The 24,401-nt window shown below is 31.1% G+C and carries 18 protein-coding genes; 9 read left to right on the top strand and 9 right to left on the bottom strand.

The window, feature by feature from the left end; genetic code table 11:
• The first annotated feature begins 108 nt into the window (after positions 1-108).
• The 3 genes from WAO74_RS02000 to WAO74_RS01990 all read left to right on the top strand — a co-directional run bounded on the left by WAO74_RS02000 (position 109) and on the right by WAO74_RS01990 (position 8,147).
• On the top strand, positions 109-4,851 hold the full coding sequence (locus WAO74_RS02000) for a glycosyl hydrolase (protein WP_422159246.1): 4,743 nt from the start codon (positions 109-111) through the stop codon (positions 4,849-4,851).
• A gap of 292 nt (positions 4,852-5,143) precedes the next feature.
• Positions 5,144-7,945, top strand: a complete 2,802-nt coding sequence (locus WAO74_RS01995; RefSeq protein WP_422159245.1) for a T9SS type A sorting domain-containing protein — start codon at positions 5,144-5,146, stop codon at positions 7,943-7,945.
• Between the two features lie 28 nt (positions 7,946-7,973).
• A complete protein-coding gene (locus tag WAO74_RS01990) occupies positions 7,974-8,147 on the top strand; it encodes a hypothetical protein (RefSeq protein WP_422159244.1) in 174 nt (57 codons plus the stop codon).
• Between the two features lie 141 nt (positions 8,148-8,288).
• On the opposite strand, the gene secA is transcribed toward WAO74_RS01990, so the two are convergent.
• From secA to hutI, 5 genes are all read right to left on the bottom strand, one after another.
• Positions 8,289-11,630, bottom strand: coding sequence for a preprotein translocase subunit SecA (secA, locus tag WAO74_RS01985; protein ID WP_422159243.1), 3,342 nt, complete (start codon positions 11,628-11,630; stop codon positions 8,289-8,291).
• Between the two features lie 145 nt (positions 11,631-11,775).
• Positions 11,776-11,997, bottom strand: a complete 222-nt coding sequence (locus tag WAO74_RS01980) for a DUF2795 domain-containing protein (protein ID WP_018942163.1) — start codon at positions 11,995-11,997, stop codon at positions 11,776-11,778.
• Positions 11,998-12,088: 91 nt separating this feature from the next.
• Entirely contained in the window at positions 12,089-12,661 is a 573-nt protein-coding gene (locus tag WAO74_RS01975) for a cob(I)yrinic acid a,c-diamide adenosyltransferase (RefSeq protein WP_422159241.1), read from the bottom strand.
• A 57-nt stretch (positions 12,662-12,718) separates the two neighbouring features.
• Positions 12,719-13,180 carry a hypothetical protein gene (locus WAO74_RS01970; RefSeq protein WP_422159239.1) on the bottom strand — a complete coding sequence of 154 codons (462 nt, stop codon included), beginning with the start codon at positions 13,178-13,180 and terminating at the stop codon, positions 12,719-12,721.
• Positions 13,181-13,212: 32 nt separating this feature from the next.
• Positions 13,213-14,448 (bottom strand): imidazolonepropionase, encoded by a 1,236-nt coding sequence (gene hutI / locus WAO74_RS01965; RefSeq protein ID WP_422159238.1) that lies wholly within the window; start codon positions 14,446-14,448, stop codon positions 13,213-13,215.
• A 47-nt stretch (positions 14,449-14,495) separates the two neighbouring features.
• Between hutI and WAO74_RS01960 the strand changes: the two genes are divergently transcribed.
• From WAO74_RS01960 to WAO74_RS01935, 6 genes are all read left to right on the top strand, one after another.
• Positions 14,496-15,005: a DinB family protein gene (locus WAO74_RS01960; RefSeq protein WP_422159237.1), complete on the top strand. Its 510-nt coding sequence runs from the start codon at positions 14,496-14,498 to the stop codon at positions 15,003-15,005.
• A gap of 124 nt (positions 15,006-15,129) precedes the next feature.
• Complete coding sequence (locus WAO74_RS01955) at positions 15,130-15,834, top strand: esterase family protein (protein ID WP_422159235.1); 705 nt, start codon at positions 15,130-15,132, stop codon at positions 15,832-15,834.
• A 40-nt stretch (positions 15,835-15,874) separates the two neighbouring features.
• Positions 15,875-16,993 carry a hypothetical protein gene (locus WAO74_RS01950; protein ID WP_422159233.1) on the top strand — a complete coding sequence of 373 codons (1,119 nt, stop codon included), beginning with the start codon at positions 15,875-15,877 and terminating at the stop codon, positions 16,991-16,993.
• A gap of 57 nt (positions 16,994-17,050) precedes the next feature.
• Positions 17,051-18,145 (top strand): carboxylate-amine ligase, encoded by a 1,095-nt coding sequence (locus tag WAO74_RS01945; RefSeq protein ID WP_422159231.1) that lies wholly within the window; start codon positions 17,051-17,053, stop codon positions 18,143-18,145.
• 14 nt (positions 18,146-18,159) lie between these two features.
• Positions 18,160-18,975, top strand: coding sequence for a type 1 glutamine amidotransferase (locus WAO74_RS01940; protein WP_422159230.1), 816 nt, complete (start codon positions 18,160-18,162; stop codon positions 18,973-18,975).
• A gap of 8 nt (positions 18,976-18,983) precedes the next feature.
• Positions 18,984-20,186: a hypothetical protein gene (locus WAO74_RS01935; protein WP_422159229.1), complete on the top strand. Its 1,203-nt coding sequence runs from the start codon at positions 18,984-18,986 to the stop codon at positions 20,184-20,186.
• Positions 20,187-20,366: 180 nt separating this feature from the next.
• On the opposite strand, the gene WAO74_RS01930 is transcribed toward WAO74_RS01935, so the two are convergent.
• The 4 genes from WAO74_RS01930 to WAO74_RS01915 are packed head-to-tail and all read right to left on the bottom strand — an operon-like array spanning position 20,367 to position 24,395.
• Positions 20,367-20,936 carry a hypothetical protein gene (locus tag WAO74_RS01930; RefSeq protein ID WP_422159228.1) on the bottom strand — a complete coding sequence of 190 codons (570 nt, stop codon included), beginning with the start codon at positions 20,934-20,936 and terminating at the stop codon, positions 20,367-20,369.
• A 29-nt stretch (positions 20,937-20,965) separates the two neighbouring features.
• Positions 20,966-22,165 carry an ATP-grasp domain-containing protein gene (locus WAO74_RS01925; RefSeq protein WP_422159227.1) on the bottom strand — a complete coding sequence of 400 codons (1,200 nt, stop codon included), beginning with the start codon at positions 22,163-22,165 and terminating at the stop codon, positions 20,966-20,968.
• A gap of 44 nt (positions 22,166-22,209) precedes the next feature.
• Positions 22,210-23,643 (bottom strand): leucyl aminopeptidase family protein, encoded by a 1,434-nt coding sequence (locus WAO74_RS01920; RefSeq protein ID WP_422159225.1) that lies wholly within the window; start codon positions 23,641-23,643, stop codon positions 22,210-22,212.
• The gene (locus tag WAO74_RS01915; RefSeq protein WP_422159224.1) at positions 23,622-24,395 is read right to left on the bottom strand and encodes an alpha/beta hydrolase; all 774 of its coding nucleotides are present in this window, start codon (positions 24,393-24,395) and stop codon (positions 23,622-23,624) included. Before WAO74_RS01915 ends, WAO74_RS01920 begins: the two co-directional genes overlap by 22 nt.
• Between the last annotated feature and the right edge of the window lie 6 nt (positions 24,396-24,401).

Genomic DNA, 24,401 nt, shown 5'->3' with positions numbered 1-24,401 from the left:
TAAGAAAACGACACTTAATTAAATTAGTAACCTTTGTATAGTTTTTGTAGGGTGAAAATTAGGAATAGTAACTATTAAATTCTTTAAATTTACAAAAACAATAATTAAATGTTAAAACAAGTAATTCAATATACCTTTTTTTTAATAGGTTTTTCAATTTTTTCACAAACCACTCAGGTTGGTAATGGAAGTTATACCAATACTTTTCCTGGAACAGATTCAGCAGGAAGAAATGGTTTCCCATCAGGTGCACCGCAATTAAGTGGCAATGCTCTGGGCAAACCTGTACCCACTAATGATTGGTGGTCTAAGCTAGTAAAAGAGAATCATGCAGATAATTTATTCAATTATCCAATGACCATGAAAACCACCAATACAGGTTTAATTGTTACGTATATTCCTTGGGGAGTTATTGGCGATTCAGCCCCAATTGAAGTAGGTTTATCAGGTTTAAATACAGATAAAACTACAGTTTCAGATTACTCAGATTGGACAGTTACCATGAATTGGAAAGATGCTGATAACGAGTTAAAAGTAACTTCAGGAATTGGCATGCCATTTTTGTATTATGAAAAAGATGCAGACGATGTTGTGGTGATAAAAGTAAATTCTGGCACCACAACAATCAATAACGAGGTTTTAATTGTAGAAAATGCTTCAAATGGTCAAGACTTTGTTTTTTATGCACCATTAGGAAGTATTTGGAATCAATCAGGAAATACTTTTACATCTACTTTAAATGGTAAAACATATTGGTCTATGGCAATGTTGCCTCAAAACACAAGTAATGTAATTGCTGTAGCTCAAGATTTAAAACAATATGCTTATGTTTTTCCAATAAATACAACTACATCCTGGAATTATAACGAAAGTAACTCGAAAGTAACAACCACTTTCTCAGTAACTACAAATATAAAAGAAGGCTCAAATTCTAATATGTTATTGGGTTTATTACCACATCAATGGTACAATACAAGTTCTAGTTCTCCAGTGCCAAGTTCATATACATATGGTTCTGTTAGAGGACAATTAAAAATGTTAGCTGGCAACAGTTTTACAGTAGAAAATACATTTAAAGGAATTTTACCAACAATACCTTATTTGGCAAATTACAGCACAGGTTTTAGTCCTTCTGATTTAGATGCTAAAATTTCTCAAATAGAAAATGATGGTTTAGCAACATGGACAGATTCTTACAACGAAGGTCAAGTAATGAATCGTTTAATACAAACTGCTAGAATCGCAGATCAAACAGGCAATATTGCAGCAAGAAATAAAATGATTGCAACTGTTAAAGAACGTTTAGAAGATTGGTTAACGTATGAGTCTGGAGAAAAGGCATTTTTGTTTTACTACAATTCTACTTGGTCAGCAATGTTAGGCTATCCTTCAGGTCATGGACAAGATACAAACCTTAATGATCATCATTTTCACTGGGGTTATTTTATACATGCTGCTGCTTTTATGGAACAGTTTGAACCTGGTTGGGTTTCTCAATGGGGTCCAATGATTAATACTTTAATTAGTGATGCAGCTTCTTCTGATAGAAATGACACAAAATTCCCGTTTTTAAGAAATTTTAGTCCTTATGCAGGTCATAGTTGGGCAAATGGTTTTGCTACTTTTCCTCAAGGAAATGACCAAGAATCAACATCAGAAAGCATGCAATTTGCCTCTTCTTTAATTCATTGGGGAACTATTACAGAAAATAATGCCATTCGAGATTTAGGAATTTATATCTACACAACAGAACAAACTGCTGTAGAAGAGTACTGGTTTGATGTATATGAACGTAATTTTCCGAGCAATCAACAATACAGTTTGGTTTCACGTGTTTGGGGAAATTCTTCTGATAATGGTACTTTTTGGACAGCAGATATTGCAGCTTCTTATGGTATAGAAATGTATCCAATTCATGGAGGTTCTTTTTATTTAGGACACAACCAAGCATATGCACAAAAACTTTGGACAGAAATTTCACAAAATACAGGTGTTTTAAGTAAAGAAGATAATGATAATTTATGGCACGATACCTATTGGAAATATTTATCAATGTCTAACCCTCAAGCAGCTGTAGATTTATACAATGCATATCCAGAAAGAAATTTAAAGTTTGGTATTTCTGATGCACAAACCTATCATTGGTTGCATTCTGTAAATGCCTTAGGTGTTGTAGATGCAACAATTACAGCAAACTACCCAATAGCAGGTGTTTTTAAGCAAAATGGAGAAACAACTTATGTGGCTCATAATTATTCTGATGCTCAAATTGTGGTTTCTTTTTCTGATGGATACCAATTAACTGTGCCTGCAAATCAGATGAAAACAAGTAGAGATGTGGATGTAAGTGGTGTTTTAACTTCAGATTTCATTCAGGCTTTTCCTAATGGAAGTGTAAATTTATCAGCAAATATTACAGGAAGTGGCGTTACAAAAGTTGAGTTTTTTGATGGAACAATTTCCATAGGCGAAGATACAACAGCACCTTACGAGTTTAAAGCAGATAATTTAATATTAGGTGTGCATGGTTTTTATGCTAAAGTATTTGTGAATAATGAGTTTAATGTTACCAATATTGTAAAAGTTCAAGTGGGAGAGCAAGTACCTTATTTAGGAACTCCAACTGTTATTCCTGGTGTTTTAGAAGCTGGTTTTTATGATAAATTTGAAGGAGGAAAAGGACAAAATATTTCTTATGTAGATACTTCTATAGGCAATAATGGCGATTTTAGAACCGATGAAAATATTGATGCAATCTCTGTAAATGGAGAAGGAGCAACTGTAGGTTGGAATTCAGCTGGAGAATGGATGGAATATACGATTGATGTTCAAACAGCAGGTAATTATAATTTAAGTTATAGATATGCTTCTGGAAATTCTGCAGGTGGTGGACCTTTTTATTTCGAAGTGGAGGGCAAAAAAGTAAGCCCAGATATTTATGTGCCTTATTCTTCAGATTGGGATGTTTGGAGAACAGAAAATGTTTCGAATATAGAATTAAGAAAAGGTGAAAATATACTGCGTTTATTTATTGTGAGTGGTGAGTTTAATTTTGGTAAAATGACTTTTTCTTACAGCAGTCCTTTATCTTATGTTCCACCAGTTGCAAATGCAGGAGCAAATGTTTCTGTAATTACACCAAATACAACTGCGAATTTAGACGGTTCTGCAAGTAATGATCCTGAAGGACAAAATATTACATATTCTTGGGAACAAATATATGGGCCAACAATTATTGTTTTTAATGATAAAACAATTGCCTCTCCAAATATATCTAATTTGGTAGAAGGTGTTTATAAATGTAAATTAACTGTAAGTGATGGCACTTATGAAGCTTCAGACGAAGTTTTAGTTTTGGTTTCAAGTTCTGGGAATATTAAACCAACCATTTCAATTACATCTCCAAGTAATAATGCCTCTTTTAAAGAAGGTGCAGACATTACAATTTCTACAACCGCCAATGATTTGGATGGTACTGTTACATTGGTAGAATTTTTTGATGGAGCCACAAAATTAGGAGAAGACAATTCAGCCCCATTTAGTTTTGTTTGGTCAGGAGCCAGTCTTGGGTCGCATCAAATAACAGCCATTGCAGCAGATAATTTAGCTGCAAAAACAACATCAGAAGTAATTACAATTTCTGTAGTAGAAGAGAAAAAATGTTCAGAAACTTCTACAGATGCACAACAAGGAACTTTCTCACAAGGTTACGAAGTTACTTTTGAAACTTTAGGTACAAGCGTAGAAATTACATTTAAACTATTAGATACAAATAAAAGTGGAGTAGTAGCTTATTTATGGAAGCAAACTCCATTTTCGGAAACACAGATGCAAGAAGTGGCAAGCAAAACTTTTTCTAAAACAATAAGTGGTTTTACAATTGGTGAAACTATAAGTTATGCCTGTAAGTTTGCCTTTTCAGGAGGTTTGTCTGCAACAAAATACTTCGATTATGTTGTGGGAAGTAGTTGTACAGGAAGCAGTTCAGATACTACTGCTCCAGAAAACTTTACTGCAAATGTTGGTACAATTGCGTCATCTTCTGTTCAACTTTTATTAAATGCAACAGATGATTCTGGTAAAGTTGTGTACGAAATTACTTATGCGAATACTTCTGTAACTGTTACTGGTGATTCTGGAGTTCAAAAATCGCATGTTATAAATGGTTTAAATCCAGAAACAGCCTATTCTTTTAGCGTTCAAGCTAAAGATCCTTCAAATAATTTGGCTGCTAATAATCCTATAAATTTACAAGCAACAACATTGGCAAACACCAATTCAGAATGTTCTGGTACTTCAAGTGATTCAATTGATGGTACTTTTTCTACAGGATATTCTTACGAGTTTGTAACAAATGGATCTAATGTTACTTTTACTTTTGAGTTGTTAGATGCTGAGAAAACAGGAGTTATTGCTTACTTATGGAGACAAACGCCATTTTCTGAAACTCAAATGAGTTTGGTGTCTGGTAAAAAATTCACAAAAACAGTTAGCGGTTTTACCAATGGACAAACTATAAGTTATGCATGTAAATTCGCTTTTGCTGGGGGGTTAGCAGTTACTAAATATTTAACCTATACAGTAGGGAATAGTTGTGTTTTAAGCACTGAAGATAATATACTCTCAGAATCTTTAAAGTTATACCCAAATCCTGTAAAGAATAGTTTAAATATCGATTCTAAAGTAATCAACTTAACTAAAATAGAAATTTATTCTGTAATTGGTAAAAAGATGAAACAGTTTACATCGAACTTAACTAAAATTAATGTTGAGGATTTATCAAGTGGTTTGTACTTGATAAAAGTTATTTCTGATGAACGAAGTTACACCACGAAATTTATAAAAATGTAGAATTTAAAATCATTCAAACATTAAAAATCCGTTTAGAAATTTTCTAAACGGATTTTTAGTTTTTGGAATATTCATAAAAAAATTACAATCATTGCGAATTTGTTTAAGTTTAGATTGATATGGTTATAATATAGTATAGAATTCGGTTAAAATATTTAATATTTTATTTTTTTTATTTGGAATAAAGTTTGTATTTGAAAATATTTTATTGGTTAACCAGTTTGGAATACCAATATGGTTAACCAATAAAATAAAACAAACTAAAATGAATAATTTCAAAAACAAATTTATTATGAAAAAAATATTACTTCTATTAACGCTCCTTATAGTTGGAGTGACTTTTTCGCAGGTTCCTCAAACGCTCACATTGGGTTCAGGCACAAGTTCCTCAGCAACAAGAGGTCCTTTTCAACGTTCTAGTTCTAGTTCCAGCTCTGTTTTTTCAAGAGCGGTTATGCTTTATTCTGCTGCAGAGTTAAGTGGTTTAACTTCAACTGCGGTTATCTCTCAAATTAATTTTGATTTAGGTTCTTCAAACATTATTACAGCTTCTGGTAATGCTACCATGTTAATCTACATGAAAAATTCAAGTGCTACAGAAGTTCCTGCATTAAATACAACCTGGAATGACGCTATAACTGGAGCTACTTTGGTAGGAACTTATACATTTAACACTACCAATAATTTTCCTGGATCAGAAGGCTTTTTAAGTTTTGTATTAGATAGCGATTTTGATTATACAGGAAATGCTTTAGAAGTTGCTATAGATTGGGATAGTTCTAATTTATTACCTGCAGATCCTTTTCTACCAAATTTATACTTTTCTGGTAATGGTTCTTTGGAGTGGCATTATGATAATACGAGCCATACATCTTTAATATATCAATCAGGAAGTTCATCTGCCCCAAGCGCTCTTACATCTTCTGGTAACAGAAAATCTCAACGAGTAAATACTCAATTTATTTATACAGATCCTAATGCAGAAAATACCTTAACAATTGGCACAGGAACTAGTGCATCAGCAACTAGAGGTCCATTTCAACGTTCTAGTTCTACATCTAATGCTGTATATTCACGTGCAAGTCTAGCTTATACTGCTACAGAATTGACAACCTTAACTTCAAACGCCTTAATTTCTAAAATTGATTTTGATTTAGGTTCTACAAATGTAATAACAGCTTCTGGAGATGCTGTTTTGAGGATATATATGAAAAATTCAAGTATAACAGAGGCTCCAGCAGTAAATACTGAATGGATAAATGTTATTGATGGTGCTACTTTAGTAGGTACTTACACATTTAATACTTCTAATAATTTTCCAGGAGTTGAAGGGTTTTTAAGCTTTGATTTAGATACAAACTTTAATTACACAGGTGGTACTTTAGAAGTTGCTGTAGATTGGGATTGTTCTGCTTTAGTTCCTGCTGATGCTGGACAACCAAATTTGTTATTTTCTGGTGATGGATCATTAAACTGGCATTGGACTGCAACTTCACACGTTTCATTAATTTATCAATCTGGTAGTTCATCTGCACCAAGTACTTTATCATCTTCGAGTAATAGAAAATCTCAACGAGCGAATACTCAATTCGTTTATAAAGTATTAACATCTAGTTCATGGGATGGTAGTACAGATACTGATTGGCACACTGCAGCAAATTGGAGTACAAACAAAATACCAACAGATCTTGTTGCTGTTTCAATTCCAACTGGTTTAACAAACTACCCAATTGCTAATGCTGCTGTTACTACTTTTAGTATAAATATGGCACCAGGAACTTCTTTTATTGCAAATTCTACTGTAACAGGTAATGTAACATATAATAGAACTTTAGATTTTGTTGCTGGTAATGCAAATGGTTGGCACTTAGTAGCTTCTCCAGTTGCTGGTCAAGCTTATAATAATGCTTATGCTACAGCAAATAATTTAGCAACTAGTGGTTCAAAAAGAGGTTTAGCAACTTATAATGATGCCAATGGAGCTGGTTTAAAGTTTACCTATTTAGAAGATGATGATAGTAATGCAGGCACTTTTACATCAGGAATTGGATATTCTGTAAAAAGAGGAAGTACAGGTACAGTTGCATTTACTGGAACTATAAATACTAATGATGTGAATGGTGTTACTGTTTCCACTGCAGGAAATGGTTTTAATTTACTAGGAAGCCCTTACACATCTTATATTAGTAGTCAAACTTTTTTAGATAATAATTCAAATTTAGATCAAACTCAAATTTGGATATGGAAACAAGGTGTTTCAAGTGGTAATTACATTACAATGACAGCGAAAGGGGATAATTTTATTTTAGCTCCAGGTCAAGGATTTTTCGTAAAAGCAACTTCTGGAACTACTGTCAATTTTGCAAAATCTAATCAAGCAGCAAATGCAGATACTTTTCAAAAATCATCAAAAACAGAAGTTCAACTTTTAATGAATGATGGAGAAAATAATCGTTTTGCTAAGTTTTATTTTCTAAATAATGTAACAAATGGTTTTGATGCTGGTTATGAAGGAGAAGTTTTTGGTGGAATAGAAAGCAGTTTCGATTTGTTTTCTCAGTTAGTAGAAGACAATTTAGGTAAGAACTATCAAGTACAATCTTTGCCATTATCTGAAATAGAATCTACAATAACACCTTTAGGTATAAAAGCTATAGCAAACAAAGAAATCACTTTTTCTGTTGAAACTTTAAACTTGCCAGAAGGAATTAATGTTTTTCTTGAAGATAGAGAAAAGAATATTTTTACAAACTTAAAGGAATCTAATTATAAAATTACTTTAGAACAAGCAGCTAGTGGAATTGGTCGTTTTTATCTACACACATCCTCTAAATCTGCTTTAAGTACAGATAATATTGCTTTAGAAAATGTAAGTATCTATAAAACGGATACAAAAACTTTGAGAATAGTTGGTTTACAACAAGGGAAAGCAAATATTAAATTATACAATGTACTTGGAAAACAAGTGATGAATTCTTCCTTTGAATCAAATGGAGTTAAAGATATTTCTTTAACAAATTTAGCCATAGGAGTTTATATTATTCAGTTACAAACTGAAAACGGTAATTTGAATAAAAAAATCATTTTAGAATAATTAACCAAAATTATAAAGACAAAACATCATGAAAAACAATAAAGAAAACATCATAGAACAAGAAATATCTCGTAAAGAAGCTCTTAAAAAGATAGGAAATTACAGTAAATATGCAGCATTAACTGCCTTAGGTACCTATATGATTTTAAGTCCACAAAAAGCGCAAGCTCAAAGCCCAGAAGCTCCAGGATCAGGCTTCTAATTAAATATAAGATGTGACTTGTGATTTATAAAAAATCCGTTTAGAATATTTTCTAAACGGATTTTTTGGTTTTTAAAACTGAATTCGTTTCAGGTTCTCAACATATTATGTATTTCTGAAACAGCTTCAGAATAAGGTTTTTTATTTATTCACCAAAACAAATTCTCCTTTTTCTAATAAAGGTATAGCTTGTTTAAACTTCACTTCTTTCTCCTCACCACTCATCACATTTTTAATAGTAACTTTTTCGTTTCTACCAATTTTAGGTTGTTCTCTTACAATGGTTTCAACAGGTTCTCTTTGCTGTTGTCTAGAGTTTTGTATTGCTTGTTCTGTAGAGTTTTGTACGTCTGCTTTACTCGTATTTAAACGTTCTCTTTTTTGCTGACGAGCCTCAGAAATCTGATTTCTATTCTGTGCAGGCAATTCTCCTTTAAATAAGAAAGATAAAACCTCTTTATTAATTTCATCAACTGTTAATTTGAATAGTTCAAACGCTTCAAATTTGTAGATTAACAAAGGATCTTTTTGCTCATAAGATGCATTTTGTACAGACTGTTTTAGATCATCCATTTTACGCAAATGATCTTTCCAGTTTTCATCAATAATTGCTAAAGTGATGTTTTTTTCAAAGTCAGTAATTAAGCTTTTCCCTTCACTTTCATAAGCCTCTTTTAAATTGGTAACCACTTGCAAGGATTTAATTCCGTCTGTAAAAGGAACTACAATTCCTTCATATCTGTCACCTTCATTTTCATAAACATCTTTAATAACAGGATATGCTAAAACAGCATTTCTTTCAATTTTAGATTTATAATGTTTCGTAACAATATCATAAAGTTCGTCTGCCAACTGTTTTTCTGATTTTTTGTTAAATTCTTCTTCTGTAAAAGGAGAAGTCATCGATGAAAAACGAATCAATTCAAATTCAAAATTCTGAAAATCTTTAACAGCTTTATTTTTATTGACAATAGATTCACAGGTATCATAAATCATATTTGCAATATCAACTTGCAAGCGTTTTCCATCTAAAGCATTGCGTCTTCTTTTGTAAACAAAAGAACGTTGTGCGTTCATAATATCATCATATTCTAACAAACGTTTACGAATACCAAAGTTGTTTTCTTCGACTTTTTTCTGAGCTCTTTCAATAGATTTGGTAATCATAGAATGCTGAATTACTTCCCCTTCTTTTAAACCCATTCTATCCATCATTTTTGCAATTCTGTCAGAACCAAAAAGACGCATTAAATTGTCGTCTAAAGCCACATAAAATTGCGATGAACCAACATCTCCTTGTCTTCCTGCACGTCCTCTTAACTGCCTGTCAACTCGTCTAGAATCGTGTCTTTCTGTACCAATAATTGCCAAACCTCCAGCTTCTTTTACTTCTGGAGAAAGCTTAATATCTGTTCCACGACCAGCCATATTGGTTGCAATGGTTACAACTCCTGGTTTACCAGCTTCTGCAACTACATCTGCTTCACGTTTGTGCAATTTTGCATTTAATATATTATGAGGAATTTTACGCATTTGTAACATTCTACCTAGTAATTCTGAAATTTCTACAGAGGTTGTACCTACTAAAACTGGTCGTTTTTGGTCAACTAGTTTTACAATATCATCAATAACAGCATTGTATTTTTCACGAGCAGTTTTATAAACTAAATCTTCTTTATCATCTCTTTGAATAGGTTTATTTGTCGGTATTTCTACAACATCTAATTTATAAATTTCCCATAATTCACCTGCTTCTGTAATTGCAGTTCCTGTCATTCCAGACAGTTTTCTGTACATTCTAAAATAATTCTGTAAAGTTACAGTTGCAAAAGTTTGAGTAGCATCTTCAATTTTTACATTTTCTTTTGCTTCGATTGCTTGGTGCAAACCATCTGAATAACGACGCCCATCCATAATACGTCCAGTTTGCTCATCAACAATCATTACTTTATTTTCCATTACCACATATTCTACATCTTTTTCAAAAACAGTGTATGCTTTTAAAAGTTGATTCATAGTGTGAATGCGTTCACTTTTAATACTAAAATCTTTATATAATTCTTCTTTTGCTGATGCTTTCTTTGAAGCTTCTAAGTCAGAATTATCAATTTCTCCAATCTTTACGCCTATATCTGGTAATACAAAAAAGTTATCGTTGTTTGTTTTTTCTGATAAATGTGCAATTCCTTTGTCAGTTAAATCAATCTGATTATTTTTTTCTTCTACAACAAACCATAAATCTTCATCTACTTCTGGCATTAGTTTGTTATTATCTTGCATGTAATAATTTTCTGTTTTTTGCAAGATTTGTTTAATCCCTTCTTGAGATAAAAATTTAATTAAGGCTTTGTTTTTAGGCAAACCTCTATAAACTCTTAACAATAAAAAACCACCCTCTTTATCATTTCCATCAGAAATTAATTTTTTTGCTTCAGCTAAAACACCAACTAATTTTTGTTTTTGTAGCGTAACTAAATCTGCTACCAAAGGTTTTAACTCGTTAAATTCGTGTCTGTCTCCTTGAGGAACAGGACCAGAAATAATTAATGGAGTTCTAGCGTCATCAATTAAAACCGAATCTACCTCATCAATAATAGCATAGTTTGGTGCTCTTTGTACTAAATCGTCTTTCGAGCTAGCCATATTATCACGTAAATAATCGAAACCAAATTCGTTATTTGTACCATAAGTAATATCTGCATTGTAGGCTTTTCTTCGAGCATCAGAATTTGGCTGATGATAATCTATACAATCTGTAGAAAGTCCGTGAAACTCAAAAATAGGAGCCATCCAAGCTCTATCACGTTTTGCTAAGTAGTCGTTAACTGTAACTACATGAACGCCATTTCCAGTAAGCGCATTTAAATAAACAGGCAGTGTAGAAACCAATGTTTTTCCTTCACCTGTCATCATTTCTGCAACTTTTCCTTGATGTAAAACAGAACCACCTATTAATTGAACATCATAAGGAATCATATCCCAAGTAACAGGTTTTCCTGCTGCATCCCAAGAATTAGCCCAAAAAGCTTTATCATCCTCCAAAGAAATATGATCGTTTTCTGCAGACAATTCTCTGTCAAAAGGAGTGGCTGTAACTTCAATTTCTTCATTTTCAACAAAACGTTTTGCAGTTTCTTTAATTACAGCAAAAGCTTCTGGCATTATTTCCAATAATGTATTTTCAGAAATTTTGTAAGCTTCGTCCTTTAAAGTATCTATTTCTGCATAAATATCTTCTTGACGATCTATTTCTGCGTTTTTAGCTTCTGCTTCTAAAGTTTCGATTTTACCATCAATTTCTTTTGTAGCAGCCTTTATTTTATTTTTAAACTCGTTTGTTTTTGCTCGTAAATTATCGTGAGAAAGTTTAGAAATCTCTGTTTCAAATTTCTTTACATCATTTACAATTGGTTGTAAGATTTTTAAATCTTTTTGTTGTTTGTCACCTACAAATAGTTTGATGACAGAATTTAAAATGCTCATTATCTATATATTTTTCAGTTACTTAAAATAACTGTGTTGATTGCTATTTGCTTAATTTTCATTAAACTAAAAAAATATGTTTTTTAGGTTAAATGAAAACAAAAAAAAAGCCTCTTTAGAGACTTTTTATATTTTATTGTTATGTTTAGTATTCATCCTCGTTCCAAAGATAATCATCTTCTGTAGGATAGTCTGGCCAAATTTCTACAATTGAATCATAAGCATCACCTTCGTCTTCGATATCTTGTAAGTTTTCAACTACTTCTAAAGGAGCTCCAGTTCTAATAGCGTAATCTATTAATTCGTCTTTGGTTGCTGGCCAAGGTGCATCTGCTAAATAAGATGCTAATTCTAATGTCCAATACATTTCTTATTGTTTAATTTGATGCAAAAATAATTTTTTTACTCAATTATGCAAGTCTTTTTTAAGAAATATAAATCAATAAAAAAAGAACTTGTTAATTTTTAGTAGGAATCCACTTAATTTCCTCTACTGATATGTCTTTAGACAACTTTCGTGCCAACACAAAAAGATAGTCAGAAAGTCGGTTTAAGTAGATTAAAATGTCATTATTAATATTTTCCTGGTCATTTAATTCCACAGATAAACGTTCTGCACGTCTGCAAACACATCTTGCTATATGACAAAATGACACTGCTTGATGACCTCCAGGTAAAATAAAATGAGTCATTTGAGGAAGCTCTGCATCCATTGCATCAATTTCATCTTCTAAAAATTGAATAGATTTTTCATCTATTTTAGGAATGTTTAAACGCTCTTTACCAGATTTTAAGGTTTCTTTATCTTTTGGAGTTGCTAACATGGCTCCTAAAGTGAATAACTCATTCTGAATTTTTAACAAAGCTGCTTTTATAATATCGCTTATATCTTGGTCTTTTATTAAACCAATATAAGAATTCAATTCATCTACAGTACCATAACTTTCTATGCGTAAATTGTATTTTTTTACTCTTGTACCACCAAAAAGCGCAGTAGTTCCAGCATCGCCTGTTTTTGTATAAATTTTCATGTTCTGTGTTTCAAATTTGAAAGCATCAAAGTTACAAAGTTTATTATTGAGCAAATGTTAAACTCTTATTATAAAATGTTCTTTTGCTTGTTTTTTTCTGAGGAAAATAATTCCGAAATAAAATAAATCTATGGTTACTGTAGTTTCTTTATGTTTGATGATTTTTAACCATGCTTGATTACTATTTTTGTTGTGATGAATACCTTTAATTATTAAAATGTCTTTTGATTTTAATTGATTTAAAAAAGATAAATTAAATTTTAATATATTATTGATATATAGTAATTTATAATCTTTATCTAAAGTTTTATTTAACGAATCAATATCAAAATAAATAGTATCAATATTAAAGTAAGCTATAATTTTTGAGAGTATTTTTTTTTCTTTTTTTGATAAGTTTTTTAGTTCTGAATATTCAATACTAGTATTGTTTTTTGAATCTTTTTTATACAATCCTTTGTTTACAAAATCGTAGACAAAAGGAGAATGTACTCCATGCTGATTGGTAGATTTTATCAAAAATTTTAAGTAAGAAAAAGTGCTGTAAAACATTAAATTTTGTTTCCTTTTAGATACACTGAATCAATTAAATTAGAACCAAAACTGTAAGGCAAAAAACCATAAGAAGGTATTTTTTTTGTAATGATAAAATTGGCTAGTTTACCTGTTGTTATACTACCTACTTTATCAGACAAATTCATGGCAAAAGCACCATTTATGCTTGCAGCATTGATGGCTTCTTCAGGTGTCATCTTCATTTGAATACAAGCTGTTGATACAACAAAATTCATATTCCCAGAAGGTGTAGAACCAGGATTATAGTCTGTTGCCAAAGCCAAGGGTAAATTGTTGTCTATAATTTTCCTTGCTGGTGTATAAGGAATTCTTAAGAAAAAAGAACAGGAGGGAAGTGCCACAGGCATAGTTTCAGAATCTTTTAAATGTACAACATCTTCGTCTGTTAAAACCTCTAAGTGATCTACAGATAAAGCATTATGTTTTATTGCAATTGCAATTCCACCAATGGCATTAAATTGATTTACATGCACTTTAGGAATTAAATTATATTTTTTTGCTGCTGATAAAATTCTGTCTGTATCATCCACAGAAAAATATCCTTTTTCACAAAAAACATCTACGAAATCTGCTAAATTTTCTTCATTTATTTTTGGTAACATTTTATTGATAATCAAATCAATATACCCTTTTTTATTGTTTTTAAATTCAGAAGGAAATGCATGTGCTCCTAGAAAAGTTGCTTTTATGGGAATTGGATAATTCTCTTTAAGTTTTTTTATGACTCTTAACATTTTTGATTCCGCTTCAAATGTTAAGCCATAGCCTGATTTTATTTCGATAGCACCAGTTCCTAAAGCAATCACTTCTTCTAATCTTTTTGCAGATTGTTGGTACAAATCTTCAAAAGAAGTTTCTTGTAATTTTTTAACCGAATTTAAAATTCCACCTCCATTCCTAGCAATTTCTTCGTAGCTTAAACCGTTTATTCTATCTACAAATTCTTGTTCTCTGTTTCCTGAAAACACAATATGTGTATGAGAATCGCACCAAGTTGGCAATATCATTTTACCAGAACAATCAATAGTTTTATCAACTTTAAAAATGGGTAAATTACTCATCAACCCAAAATCTATAATTATGCCTTTATCAATAAGTAAAAAAGCATTCTTAATGGTAGGTAAAATAGCCATTTCCTTACCAGAAACCTTTTTAATAGAAGCGTCTCTGACTTGAATTAATTCTTTAATGTTTATGAATAATTTGGTCATTTAAAAGGATTCATTTAACTTTCACAAACATACATAAATCTATTGAAATGATTCCCAAAAACGAATACGCTCCATATTATGCACTCTACATTAACCAAATAGAAAAACTAGAAAAAACAATTGTAGAGAACTTAATTAATTCTCAAAAAGAGTTTGAAAAAGTGTTAAAAACCATCCCTTTAGAAAAACAAAATTACGCATATGCAGCAGGTAAATGGACTCTTAAACAAGTGATCCAGCATATTATAGATACAGAAAGAGTTTTTAGCTACAGAGCTTTGTGTTTTGCTAGAAACGACAAAACTTCTTTGCCAGGTTTCGATCAAGATTTTTTTGTAGCAAATGATAACTCTCAAGAAAGAAATTTTGAAGATTTATTGGAAGAAATGGCAATTCTCAGAAAAAGCACCATTTTATTATACAAAAGTTTTTCTGAAGAAGCCTTATTAAGAATTGGCAATGCCTCGAATAATAATATGTCTGTCAGAGCTTTAGGATATTTGTTTTCTGGACACCAAATTCATCATTTAAATGTAATAAAAGAACGTTATTTATAGGAAGTTTACAAAAATTAAATAGTTCATTTCAATTAAACTTGATATTTCTTAAATTTTAGGGTAAGTAGTTGGAATTGTGTAATTTTGCGCCTTGAAATTTTGAAATTAATTTAATTTTTTTATATTGAAAGAAGATTATAATAAATGGTATTCACCAACATTAAATAAAGACATTGAAATGTTGGTTTTTGGTCATGCAGGGTATCCTTTAGTTTTGTTTCCAACAACTATGGGACGTTTTTACGAGTGTAAAGACATGAAACTTATCGAATCTGCAAGATGGTTTTTAGAAGAAGGTTTGGTGCAAATTTTCTGTCCAGATTCTATAAATGAGTTAAGTTGGTATGATAAAAACATTCATCCTGCAGATCGTGTAAAGAATCATATTTGGTACGATAAGTTTATTATGGATGAAGTTGTGAACCCAATCTGTCATCAAAGAGGAATTCAAAAAGTAGCAGTTGCTGGTGTAAGTTTTGGGGGTTATCATGCAGCAAATTTTGCATTTAAGCACCCAGAAAGAGTAAGCCATATGTTTAGCTTAAGTGGCTCTTTTGATATTAAATCTTTTTTGGATGGTTATTATGATGATAACGTTTTCTTTAACAATCCTGTAGATTTTTTACCAGGAAGTAACCATTCAGATTTATGGAACATGAACATTATTCTCGGAACTAGTGATTGGGATATCTGTTTAGACGCAAACAAAAGATTGGCAAAAATATTAAGTGATAAAAATATTCCTTTTTGGTATGATGAAAGAAAATGGGCAAATCACGATTGGCCAATTTGGAGAGAAATGTTTCCTCATTATTTATCGAAAATTTAAAAAGTAAATCAACAAAAAATCAATAATACAAATATTTATTATGAGAAAAATAGGAATTTTATTCGGACAAGAAAACACGTTTCCTCAAGCGTTTATTGATAGAGTAAATCAAAAAATAGCAGCTCAAGGCATTAAAGATATGATTGCTGAAGCTGTATCTATAGATACTGTAGAACAAGCAAAATCTGATGAATACGCAGTAATTATAGATAGAATATCACAAGATGTTCCTTTTTATAGAGCATATTTAAAAAATGCTGCAATTACTGGTACTGCTGTAATTAACAATCCTTTTTGGTGGAGTGCAGATGAAAAATTCTTTAACAATGCTTTGGCTGAAAAAATAGGAGTTCCTGTACCAAAAACTTTTATTTTACCAACTTCTCAAAGACCACCAGATACAACAGAAAATTCTTTTAGAAATATGAAATACCCATTTGATTGGGAAAAAATGTTTGCTACTGTTGGTTTTCCTGCATACATGAAACCTCATGATGGAGGTGGTTGGAAAAGTGTTTATAAAGTTGATAATCCAGAAGATTTATGGCAAAAACATGGGGAAACTGAACATTTAGTAATGATGTTGCAAGAAGAAATTAACTTTAAAGAATACTTTAGATGTTATGTTTTAGGTACAGATAATGTGCATATTATGCAGTATGAGCCTAGAAATCCTCATCATTTACGTTATGTTTTAGATGGAGAACCTGTAGATCAAAAAATATTAGATTTAGTCCACGAATATTGTATTCGTTTAAACAAAGCTTTAGGGTATGATTTTAATACAGTAGAATTTGCTGTAAGAGATGGTGTACCATATGCAATCGATTTTTGTAACCCAGCTCCAGATGCAGATATTCATTCAGTTGGTCAAGAAAATTTTGATTGGATTGTAGAGAATGCAGCAAATATGGCTATTGAAAAAGCAAAGCAATACAAAAAAGGACAAATGAATTTAACTTGGGGAACTTTTGTAACAGACCAAGTAAAATCAGAAAAACCTGCAGAAAAAAAAGTAAGTGCTAAAAAAACACCAGCAAAAAAAACTGTAGCTAAAACTGCACCTGTTGTAAAAGCAGCATCTGCTAAAAAAGAAGCAGTAAAAAAGACTCCTGTAAAAAAGGCAGCAAATACGAAAACAAAATCGACCAAAAAGTAGATTTTTTTATAGCCTGATTATTAATCATAATTAGGCTATTTAATAATTTTTTCAAATATGAAATTCACATTAGGCATAGAAGAAGAATACCAAGTAATCGATCCTGTAACTAGAGAATTAACTTCTCACGATCAGGAAATTGTTACAAATGCAGCAAAGCTTTTAAACGATCAAGTTAAGGCAGAAATGCATCAAGCAGTTGTAGAAGTTGGCACAAATATCTGTCAAGACATTCAAGATGCCAGACAACAAATTACACATCTTCGTAGATCAATTTCTGATATTGCAGGAGATTTAGGGTACAAAATTGGTGCAGCAGGCACACATCCATTTACAAAATGGGAAACCCAATTAATTACGCCAAATCCTAGATATGACGAAATTATAAACGAATTACAAGACACTGCAAGATCGAACTTAATTTTTGGTTTGCACGTTCATGTTGGTATGGAAGACAAAAACATGGCTATGCATTTGGTAAATTCTATGCGTTATTTTTTGCCTCATTTATATGCTTTGTCTACAAATTCTCCTTTTTGGGAAGGTAGAAATACGGGTTTTAAATCTTTTAGATCTAAGGTTTTCGATAAATTTCCTAGAACAGGCATTCCAGGAGCCTTTGATAGTTATGAACAATACATCAATTATGTAAATCTTTTAGTAAAAACGAATTGTATAGACAATCCTAAAAAAATATGGTGGGATATTCGTATTCACCCAATTTTCCCAACGTTAGAAGTTCGTATTTGCGATATTCCAATGACTGTAGATGAAACTATAAGTATTGCAGCATTAATCCAAGCATTAGTGGCTAAATTGTACAAACTGAGAACTCAGAACATGAATTTTATGAGTTATCATAGAGCACTAATTAACGAAAATAAATGGAGAGCAAGTAGATATGGAGTAGAAGGAAAAATGATTGATTTTGGTCTTGAAAAGGAAGTCGAAACCAAACTTTTAATGGCAGAATTTATCGATTTTGTAGATGATGTTTTAGACGAATTAGGTTCTAGAGAAGAAGTGGAAAACATTTTTAAGATGTTAGAAAATGGAACTGGTGCAGACAGGCAATTAAAGGTTTTTGAAGAAACAAAAGATTTGGTAAAAGTGGTAGATTATATTACAGAACAAACAATTTTAGGTGTTTAATTATTTAAATATCCATGAGTATAGAAAAAATTAAAGTTGCCATTTTAGATATGAATAACAACGCTCCAAATCAAGGTTTACGTTGTATAAAAGAAATTGTTGAGTCTTTTAGTCAAGAAGTTAATTTTAGAATATTCGATGTAAGAGCAAAAAATGATATTCCTGATACTTCTTTTGATATTTATATTTCAAGTGGTGGTCCTGGAAGTCCTTTAGAAGATGGTGTTTGGAGAATACCCTATTTAAATTTAATGGAAAATCTTTGGAATCACAACAAAGTATCTGAACAGAAAAAACATGTATTTGTTATTTGTTATTCCTTTCAGGTGATGTGTCATTATTTTGAATTAGGAGAAATCAAATTAAGAAAAAGTACTTCTTTTGGGATTTTACCAATTCATAAAACTAAAAAAGGAATCAAAGATCCACTTTTAGATGGTTTAAATGACCCTTTTTATGCTGTAGATTCTAGAGATTGGCAACTTGTTCAGCCTAGATTAAAAGTTTTTCAAGAACATGGTGCAACCATTTTAAGTTTAGAAAAAATTAGAACGCATATAGAATTAGAGCGTGCAATTATGGCTGTTCGTTTTTCTAAAGAATTTGTTGGCACTCAGTTTCATCCAGAAGCAGATCCTGTAAGCATGGAAGTTTATTTTTCTTTAGAAGAAACCAAAGAATTAATTATAAAAAACTTTGGAAAAGAAAAATACATTCGAATGATGGATAGAATTAATCATCCAGAGAAAGTTATGATGACCTATAGTACTATTCTACCAAAATTTATAAAAAAAGCAATAAGTTCTATACAAAAACCTATACTAGCTTAAACATTAATATGATACATCAATATAGAAAAAAATTTAATGAGAATTTTTCTCAAGAAAAGTATCAAACTTTTTTAGATGATATTATAAATACTCATAATTACGTTCCAAAATTTAAAATTTCTGAAACACCTGCTTTTATTCCAAAAGATTTAAAAAATAAATTGATAATAGCCTGTGATGAAATTATGGCAGTTATCAATCAAGATAATTTTAAAGAATTAACACAAGGCGCGTTTTTCGACCCAAAAACAATTGTACCAAATGAAGATGATAACGCAAAATTTATTCAATTAGATTTTGGAATTTGCAAGGATGAAAATGGTGAATTAGTTCCAAAACTCATTGAATTGCAAGGTTTTCCATCCTTATATTTTTTTCAAGAATTATTAGGTAGAATGTATAGAAAACATTTTGGAAATGTAATTCCTAAAGACTTTTCTCAGCATATTAATGGAATGACAACTAAAGAATATATGGAATTGTTACAACAAGAAATTGTGGGAGAAACAGATCCAAAACAAGTTATTCTTTTAGAAATAGAACCAGAAAAGCAAGCAACAGCAGTCGACTTTTTTGCAACACAAAAGGCATTAGGGATTAAAGTTTTATGTATTTCTAAATTGATAAAAAAAGGGAAAGCGCTTTTTTATGTTGATGAAAATGGAGTAGAAGTTAAAATATTAAAAATCTACAATCGTATTATTTTCGATGAGTTATTTCAAAGAGAAGATTTAAAATCTGAGTTTAATTTTTTAGATGAAGTGGATGTAACTTGGATTGGTCATCCAAATTGGTTTTACAGAATAAGTAAATACACAATGCCTTTCTTAAAAGGAGATTTTGTTCCAAAATCTTATTTTTTAAGTGATTTAAAAGAAATTCCTCAAGATTTAGAAAACTACGTTTTAAAACCTTTATATTCCTTTGCTGGTGCTGGAGTTCAAATACATGTAACTCGTAAAATGATAGATGATATTACCAATAAATCTAATTATCTGTTACAAGAAAAAGTGGCGTATTCACCTGTTATAGAAACCATGGATGTTCCTGCTAAATGCGAAATTAGGATGATGTTATTGCACAATTCTAAAACCAACAAAACAGAAATTGTGAGCAATTTAATGCGCTTGAGTAAAGGAGAAATGGTTGGTGTAAAATACAACAAGGATAAAACTTGGGTGGGAGGAAGCACAGGTTTCTTTGAGAATTAGAAAAATGAAAATACTGCCAAAAACAAAAGGCTTCAAATTTTATAATTTGAAGCCTTTTGTTTTTAATTATCTATATGATTACAAAGACTTATCAGGGGCAGGGATACTGGCATGAAATTCATTGCTAATTCTGTGCGTGTATTTATCTAATAATTCTAAAACTTTTTAACTAGATATGTATTAACGAGTACTAAACACTAAATCAAATCTACCTTGTTTAATATAAATTGTATCACAATCATCAATCAAATCAGCTTCAAATATACCTGAAACTATACCATTTTCTAAGTCTAAGCGTTTGATTTCTATATATCCATTTGTAGAATCATCAGAAATTACACTACACTTGTTTAATTCGTCATAAAAAGAAATTCTACTAAAAATATTAGATTTATTAAGTTCAATTTTTTCTCCAACTTTAAGATTATCAGTTATATTAAAGACTAAACCTATACTTTCATTTAAAATTTCATTGTAACTATTACTTGCACCTAAATACATGATGCTTGGACGATCATTTGGAGATGGAGTATAATCTACACGTGCATATGGATTTGGACTACATAGAAAACAAACTGAACCGCCATTTGCTGTCCAAATTTTTCCGTTCACAATTGCTCCAAATGTTCTTTTTCCTGAAGTTGTAATTTCTGGTAAAACTAATTTATCAGGATTAATCTCTTCTTTTTCACAGGATTGTATTATAAATAATAAAATAAGTATTGTAAAATAAAGTTTTATATTACTCATAGCATTTCAAAGATATAAATTTTTTTTTATTACAAAGACTTATCAGGGGCAGGGATACTCGCATGAAATTCATTGCTAATTCTGTGCATGTATTTATCTAATAATTCTAATATACGTTCGCTAGAATCAGAAACTACAATTAAACCAATATGCCATGGTTTATGCATTCTCCAAACAATTTCTTTGTCTGTAAAACTAGAAGTATCAGGATATTCGAATCTGCTTAAAGAAACTACAATTCCTGCATATTTACTGTGAATTTTTGGTAATTTATAGGTTTGTTTATTCAATTTTGCAATTTCAATTTTTGCCCACTCACCCCAAAGATTTACTCCTGAAGAGAATTCAACCATTTCAGCTAAATTTGCACCACCAACTCTAGAAGAAGTTTCTAAAAAGAATAATTCTCCAGTTGCTTTAGAAACTATAAATTCTGTATGAGAAGCTCCAGATTGCATTCCAAAAGCCTTCATTACATCTACATTCATTTTTTGCAAACCTTTTTCTACCTCAGAACCAATTTCGCATGATGCAGATCTGAAAATTCCTCCTCCATGAGCTACTTCAAAAGGCGTATCCAAATATTTACTAACTCTAGAAAAAACCACTTTTGCATCAAAATTTAAACCATCTACATGATATACATCTCCAGGAGCAAACTTTTCTACCAAATAATTATCTCTTTCATCACCTAAATCATTTACAATTTGCCACAATTCATCTTTAGAATGAATTTTTTTAATTCCTGTTGCAGAAGCTTCCATTCTAGGTTTTAATAACCAAGGAGCAGGAATTGTGTCTGCATACTTATTGATGGCATCATTGCTAAATAACGCTGTAAATTTAGGTACGTTTACACCTTCTTCTTGCGCTTTGATTCTCATAGCCAGTTTATCTCTAAAATAATGAGCAGTAGTTCTGCCCATTCCTGGCATTCTAAAATGTTCTCTTAAAAGTGCTACTTTTTCTACATCAAAATCGTCTAAAGCCACAAAATGATCAAATTTTATAGTTCTAAATTTGTACGCAATTCCTTTAATTACATTTTCTTGATTCCAATCATCAATATAAAAAACATCATCTATAGATTTCCAAGGCCAATCTTCATTTTCTAGTTTTTTCTTTGTAAGAAGGTACACATTATGACCTTCTTTTTTGCAGCTTTCTAAAAAAGGTTCTCCTTTAAAATAAGTTGTGATGCAAAGGAAATTTAATGGTTTTTGAGACATAATTAAAAGTTTAATATGATATAAATTTACAAAAATTGATGTTTTTAAACAGCCTTTTCTTTAATGAAATTGGTAATTAATTGAATTCCATAACCTGTTGCGCTTTTCATTTTTGCGTATGGTGATGCTCCAAAAGAAACACCTGCAATGTCTAAATGCATCCACTTTTCGTGTTTTTCTGTAAAGAATTCTAAAAATTTAGCTGCGTTAATGGCACCTTCAATTGGTTTTCCATTAAAGTTTTTAATATCAGCCACATCCGATTGTAAATCGTCTTCATAATCTTCGAACATTGGTAATTGCCAAACACGTTCATGCACTTTAAAGCCAATCTCAGACATTTTTGCAGCCATTTCTTGGTTATTGGTAAACATTCCTGCAGCAGCATAACCAAAAGTTCTCACTACACTTCCTGTTAAAGTTGCCAAATCTATAATATATTCTGGGTGGTATTTTTTGATAGCGTAATTTATTCCATCAGCTAAAACCAAACGTCCTTCTGCATCTGTATCTATAATTTCAATGGTTTTTCCAGAATAAGAGTTGATAACATCTCCAGGTCTGTAACTATTACCATCCACAGCATTTTCTGCAGAAGCAACAATTCCAATAATATTGATGTTTAATGCTAATTTTGCCACTAATTCTACAACTCCTAAAACTACAGCTGCACCACCCATATCACTTTTCATATAGTGTAAATTAGTAGATGGTTTTATGGATAAACCTCCAGAATCGAACGTGATTCCTTTACCTACTAAAGCAATATCTATTTTTTCAGAATCTTTCCCTTTGTATTCGTTGATAATTACAACTGGCGGATTTACACTTCCTCTACCAACCGCTAAAACTGCCTCAAAACCCTGTTTTTCTAATTGTTTTTGTTTTAAAACTGTGCATTTATAAGCAGCTTCTTTTGCTGATTTTTTTGCCCAATCGCCTAAATATTCTGGAGTTTTAATGTTTGGTGGAGCATCAACCAAAGCTTTAATTTTATTGATGGTTTCTCCAGTATATTTTCCTTCGACTAAAATTTCATCAATATTTTTTGTTGATGAAATAGACACAGTAATTTCTTTTTTTTCCTCTTTGGTAGATTTGAATTCGCCAATATTATACTGACTCATTTCTAAACCAACCACCATTTTTAAAAGAGCATCTTCATTTAAAAACTCTCCAAAAACCTGAATTTCGTCTTCCCAATATTTTTGAGTTTCGAAAGCAAATTTTCTAAACGTATTTTCTATTTGTGATGCATTTTTTTCTTCACCTAAACCCACTAAATAAATTCGGTTTCCAGTTTCTCCATACATTAATTGATGTGTAGAAAAACTGCCATCGAAATCTGGTTTTGCTATTGGTAAAAATTGTTGAATAGATTTTAAGTCATCTTTTTTACAAGGCAGAATAAAATCTTTGGTGGTGTCTAACTGTTTTTTGTATTCGTAAATCATAATTAGTAATTGTAAAAAAGCCATTGTATCGCTTTAGGGAATTCTTGGCGCCAATGAGCTTCTGAGTGGTTGCCTTCATCATTTATAGAAAAATGAAAATCTATATGATAGCCTTTAATCATTTTTTCTTTAATTATTCCTCCCAATTTTAGTGCATTTGGCAAGTGCTCAACACTTTCTTTTCCTCCTGAATACAAATAAATTTTAGCTTTTTCTAAAGGCATAAAAGTTTTTGTATTATCAAATACCTTTTTTGAAATCCATAAACTTGGTGAGAAAATCATCAATTTACCAAAAACATGTGGATTTGATAAGCCAGCATACAAGCTTATTAAACCACCCATAGAACTTCCTCCAATTCCTGTATTGTCAAAATCGGTTAAGGTTCTGTATTTTTCGTTAACATAAGGCAACAATTTTTCAATCATAAATTCGATGTAAAAATTACCTTTTCCTTGCCCAAATCTTGGATGATAATAAGGTAGATATTCGCTAATTCGTTCTTCCTCTCCATGATTGATGGCAATAATAATAATATCAGCTTCTCCATGTTCTGCTAATTTTGCCAAAGATTTGTCTATTGCCCAATCTCCATACTGAGCCATTGGATTGAATAAATTCTGACCATCTTGTAAATATAAAACAGGGTATCTTTTATTTGTATTGTAGTAATTATGTGGTAAAAGAGCAGAAATTCTTCTGGTTGCCTTTAATTGCGGAATTTCATAGGCTTCTTCTATTGTTTCAATAATGGGATTAAAATCCGTCAATGTCATAAATCT

The organism is Polaribacter sp. (assembly GCF_049276715.1).
GTDB lineage: Bacteria > Bacteroidota > Bacteroidia > Flavobacteriales > Flavobacteriaceae > Polaribacter.
Note: the sequence above shows the minus strand (reverse complement) of the source record. Positions and strands in the feature narration are given on the sequence as shown.

Excerpts from the sequence above, each read along its gene's own strand:
- WAO74_RS02000 (WP_422159246.1), top strand. The coding sequence starts at position 109 with ATGTTAAAACAAGTAATTCAATATACCTTTTTTTTAATAGGTTTTTCA.
- WAO74_RS01995 (WP_422159245.1), top strand. The coding sequence starts at position 5,144 with ATGAAAAAAATATTACTTCTATTAACGCTCCTTATAGTTGGAGTGACT.
- WAO74_RS01990 (WP_422159244.1), top strand. The coding sequence starts at position 7,974 with ATGAAAAACAATAAAGAAAACATCATAGAACAAGAAATATCTCGTAAA.
- secA (WP_422159243.1), bottom strand. The coding sequence starts at position 11,630 with ATGAGCATTTTAAATTCTGTCATCAAACTATTTGTAGGTGACAAACAA.
- WAO74_RS01980 (WP_018942163.1), bottom strand. The coding sequence starts at position 11,997 with ATGTATTGGACATTAGAATTAGCATCTTATTTAGCAGATGCACCTTGG.
- WAO74_RS01975 (WP_422159241.1), bottom strand. The coding sequence starts at position 12,661 with ATGAAAATTTATACAAAAACAGGCGATGCTGGAACTACTGCGCTTTTT.
- hutI (WP_422159238.1), bottom strand. The coding sequence starts at position 14,448 with ATGACCAAATTATTCATAAACATTAAAGAATTAATTCAAGTCAGAGAC.
- WAO74_RS01960 (WP_422159237.1), top strand. The coding sequence starts at position 14,496 with ATGATTCCCAAAAACGAATACGCTCCATATTATGCACTCTACATTAAC.
- WAO74_RS01950 (WP_422159233.1), top strand. The coding sequence starts at position 15,875 with ATGAGAAAAATAGGAATTTTATTCGGACAAGAAAACACGTTTCCTCAA.
- WAO74_RS01945 (WP_422159231.1), top strand. The coding sequence starts at position 17,051 with ATGAAATTCACATTAGGCATAGAAGAAGAATACCAAGTAATCGATCCT.
- WAO74_RS01940 (WP_422159230.1), top strand. The coding sequence starts at position 18,160 with ATGAGTATAGAAAAAATTAAAGTTGCCATTTTAGATATGAATAACAAC.
- WAO74_RS01935 (WP_422159229.1), top strand. The coding sequence starts at position 18,984 with ATGATACATCAATATAGAAAAAAATTTAATGAGAATTTTTCTCAAGAA.
- WAO74_RS01930 (WP_422159228.1), bottom strand. The coding sequence starts at position 20,936 with ATGAGTAATATAAAACTTTATTTTACAATACTTATTTTATTATTTATA.
- WAO74_RS01925 (WP_422159227.1), bottom strand. The coding sequence starts at position 22,165 with ATGTCTCAAAAACCATTAAATTTCCTTTGCATCACAACTTATTTTAAA.
- WAO74_RS01920 (WP_422159225.1), bottom strand. The coding sequence starts at position 23,643 with ATGGCTTTTTTACAATTACTAATTATGATTTACGAATACAAAAAACAG.
- WAO74_RS01915 (WP_422159224.1), bottom strand. The coding sequence starts at position 24,395 with ATGACATTGACGGATTTTAATCCCATTATTGAAACAATAGAAGAAGCC.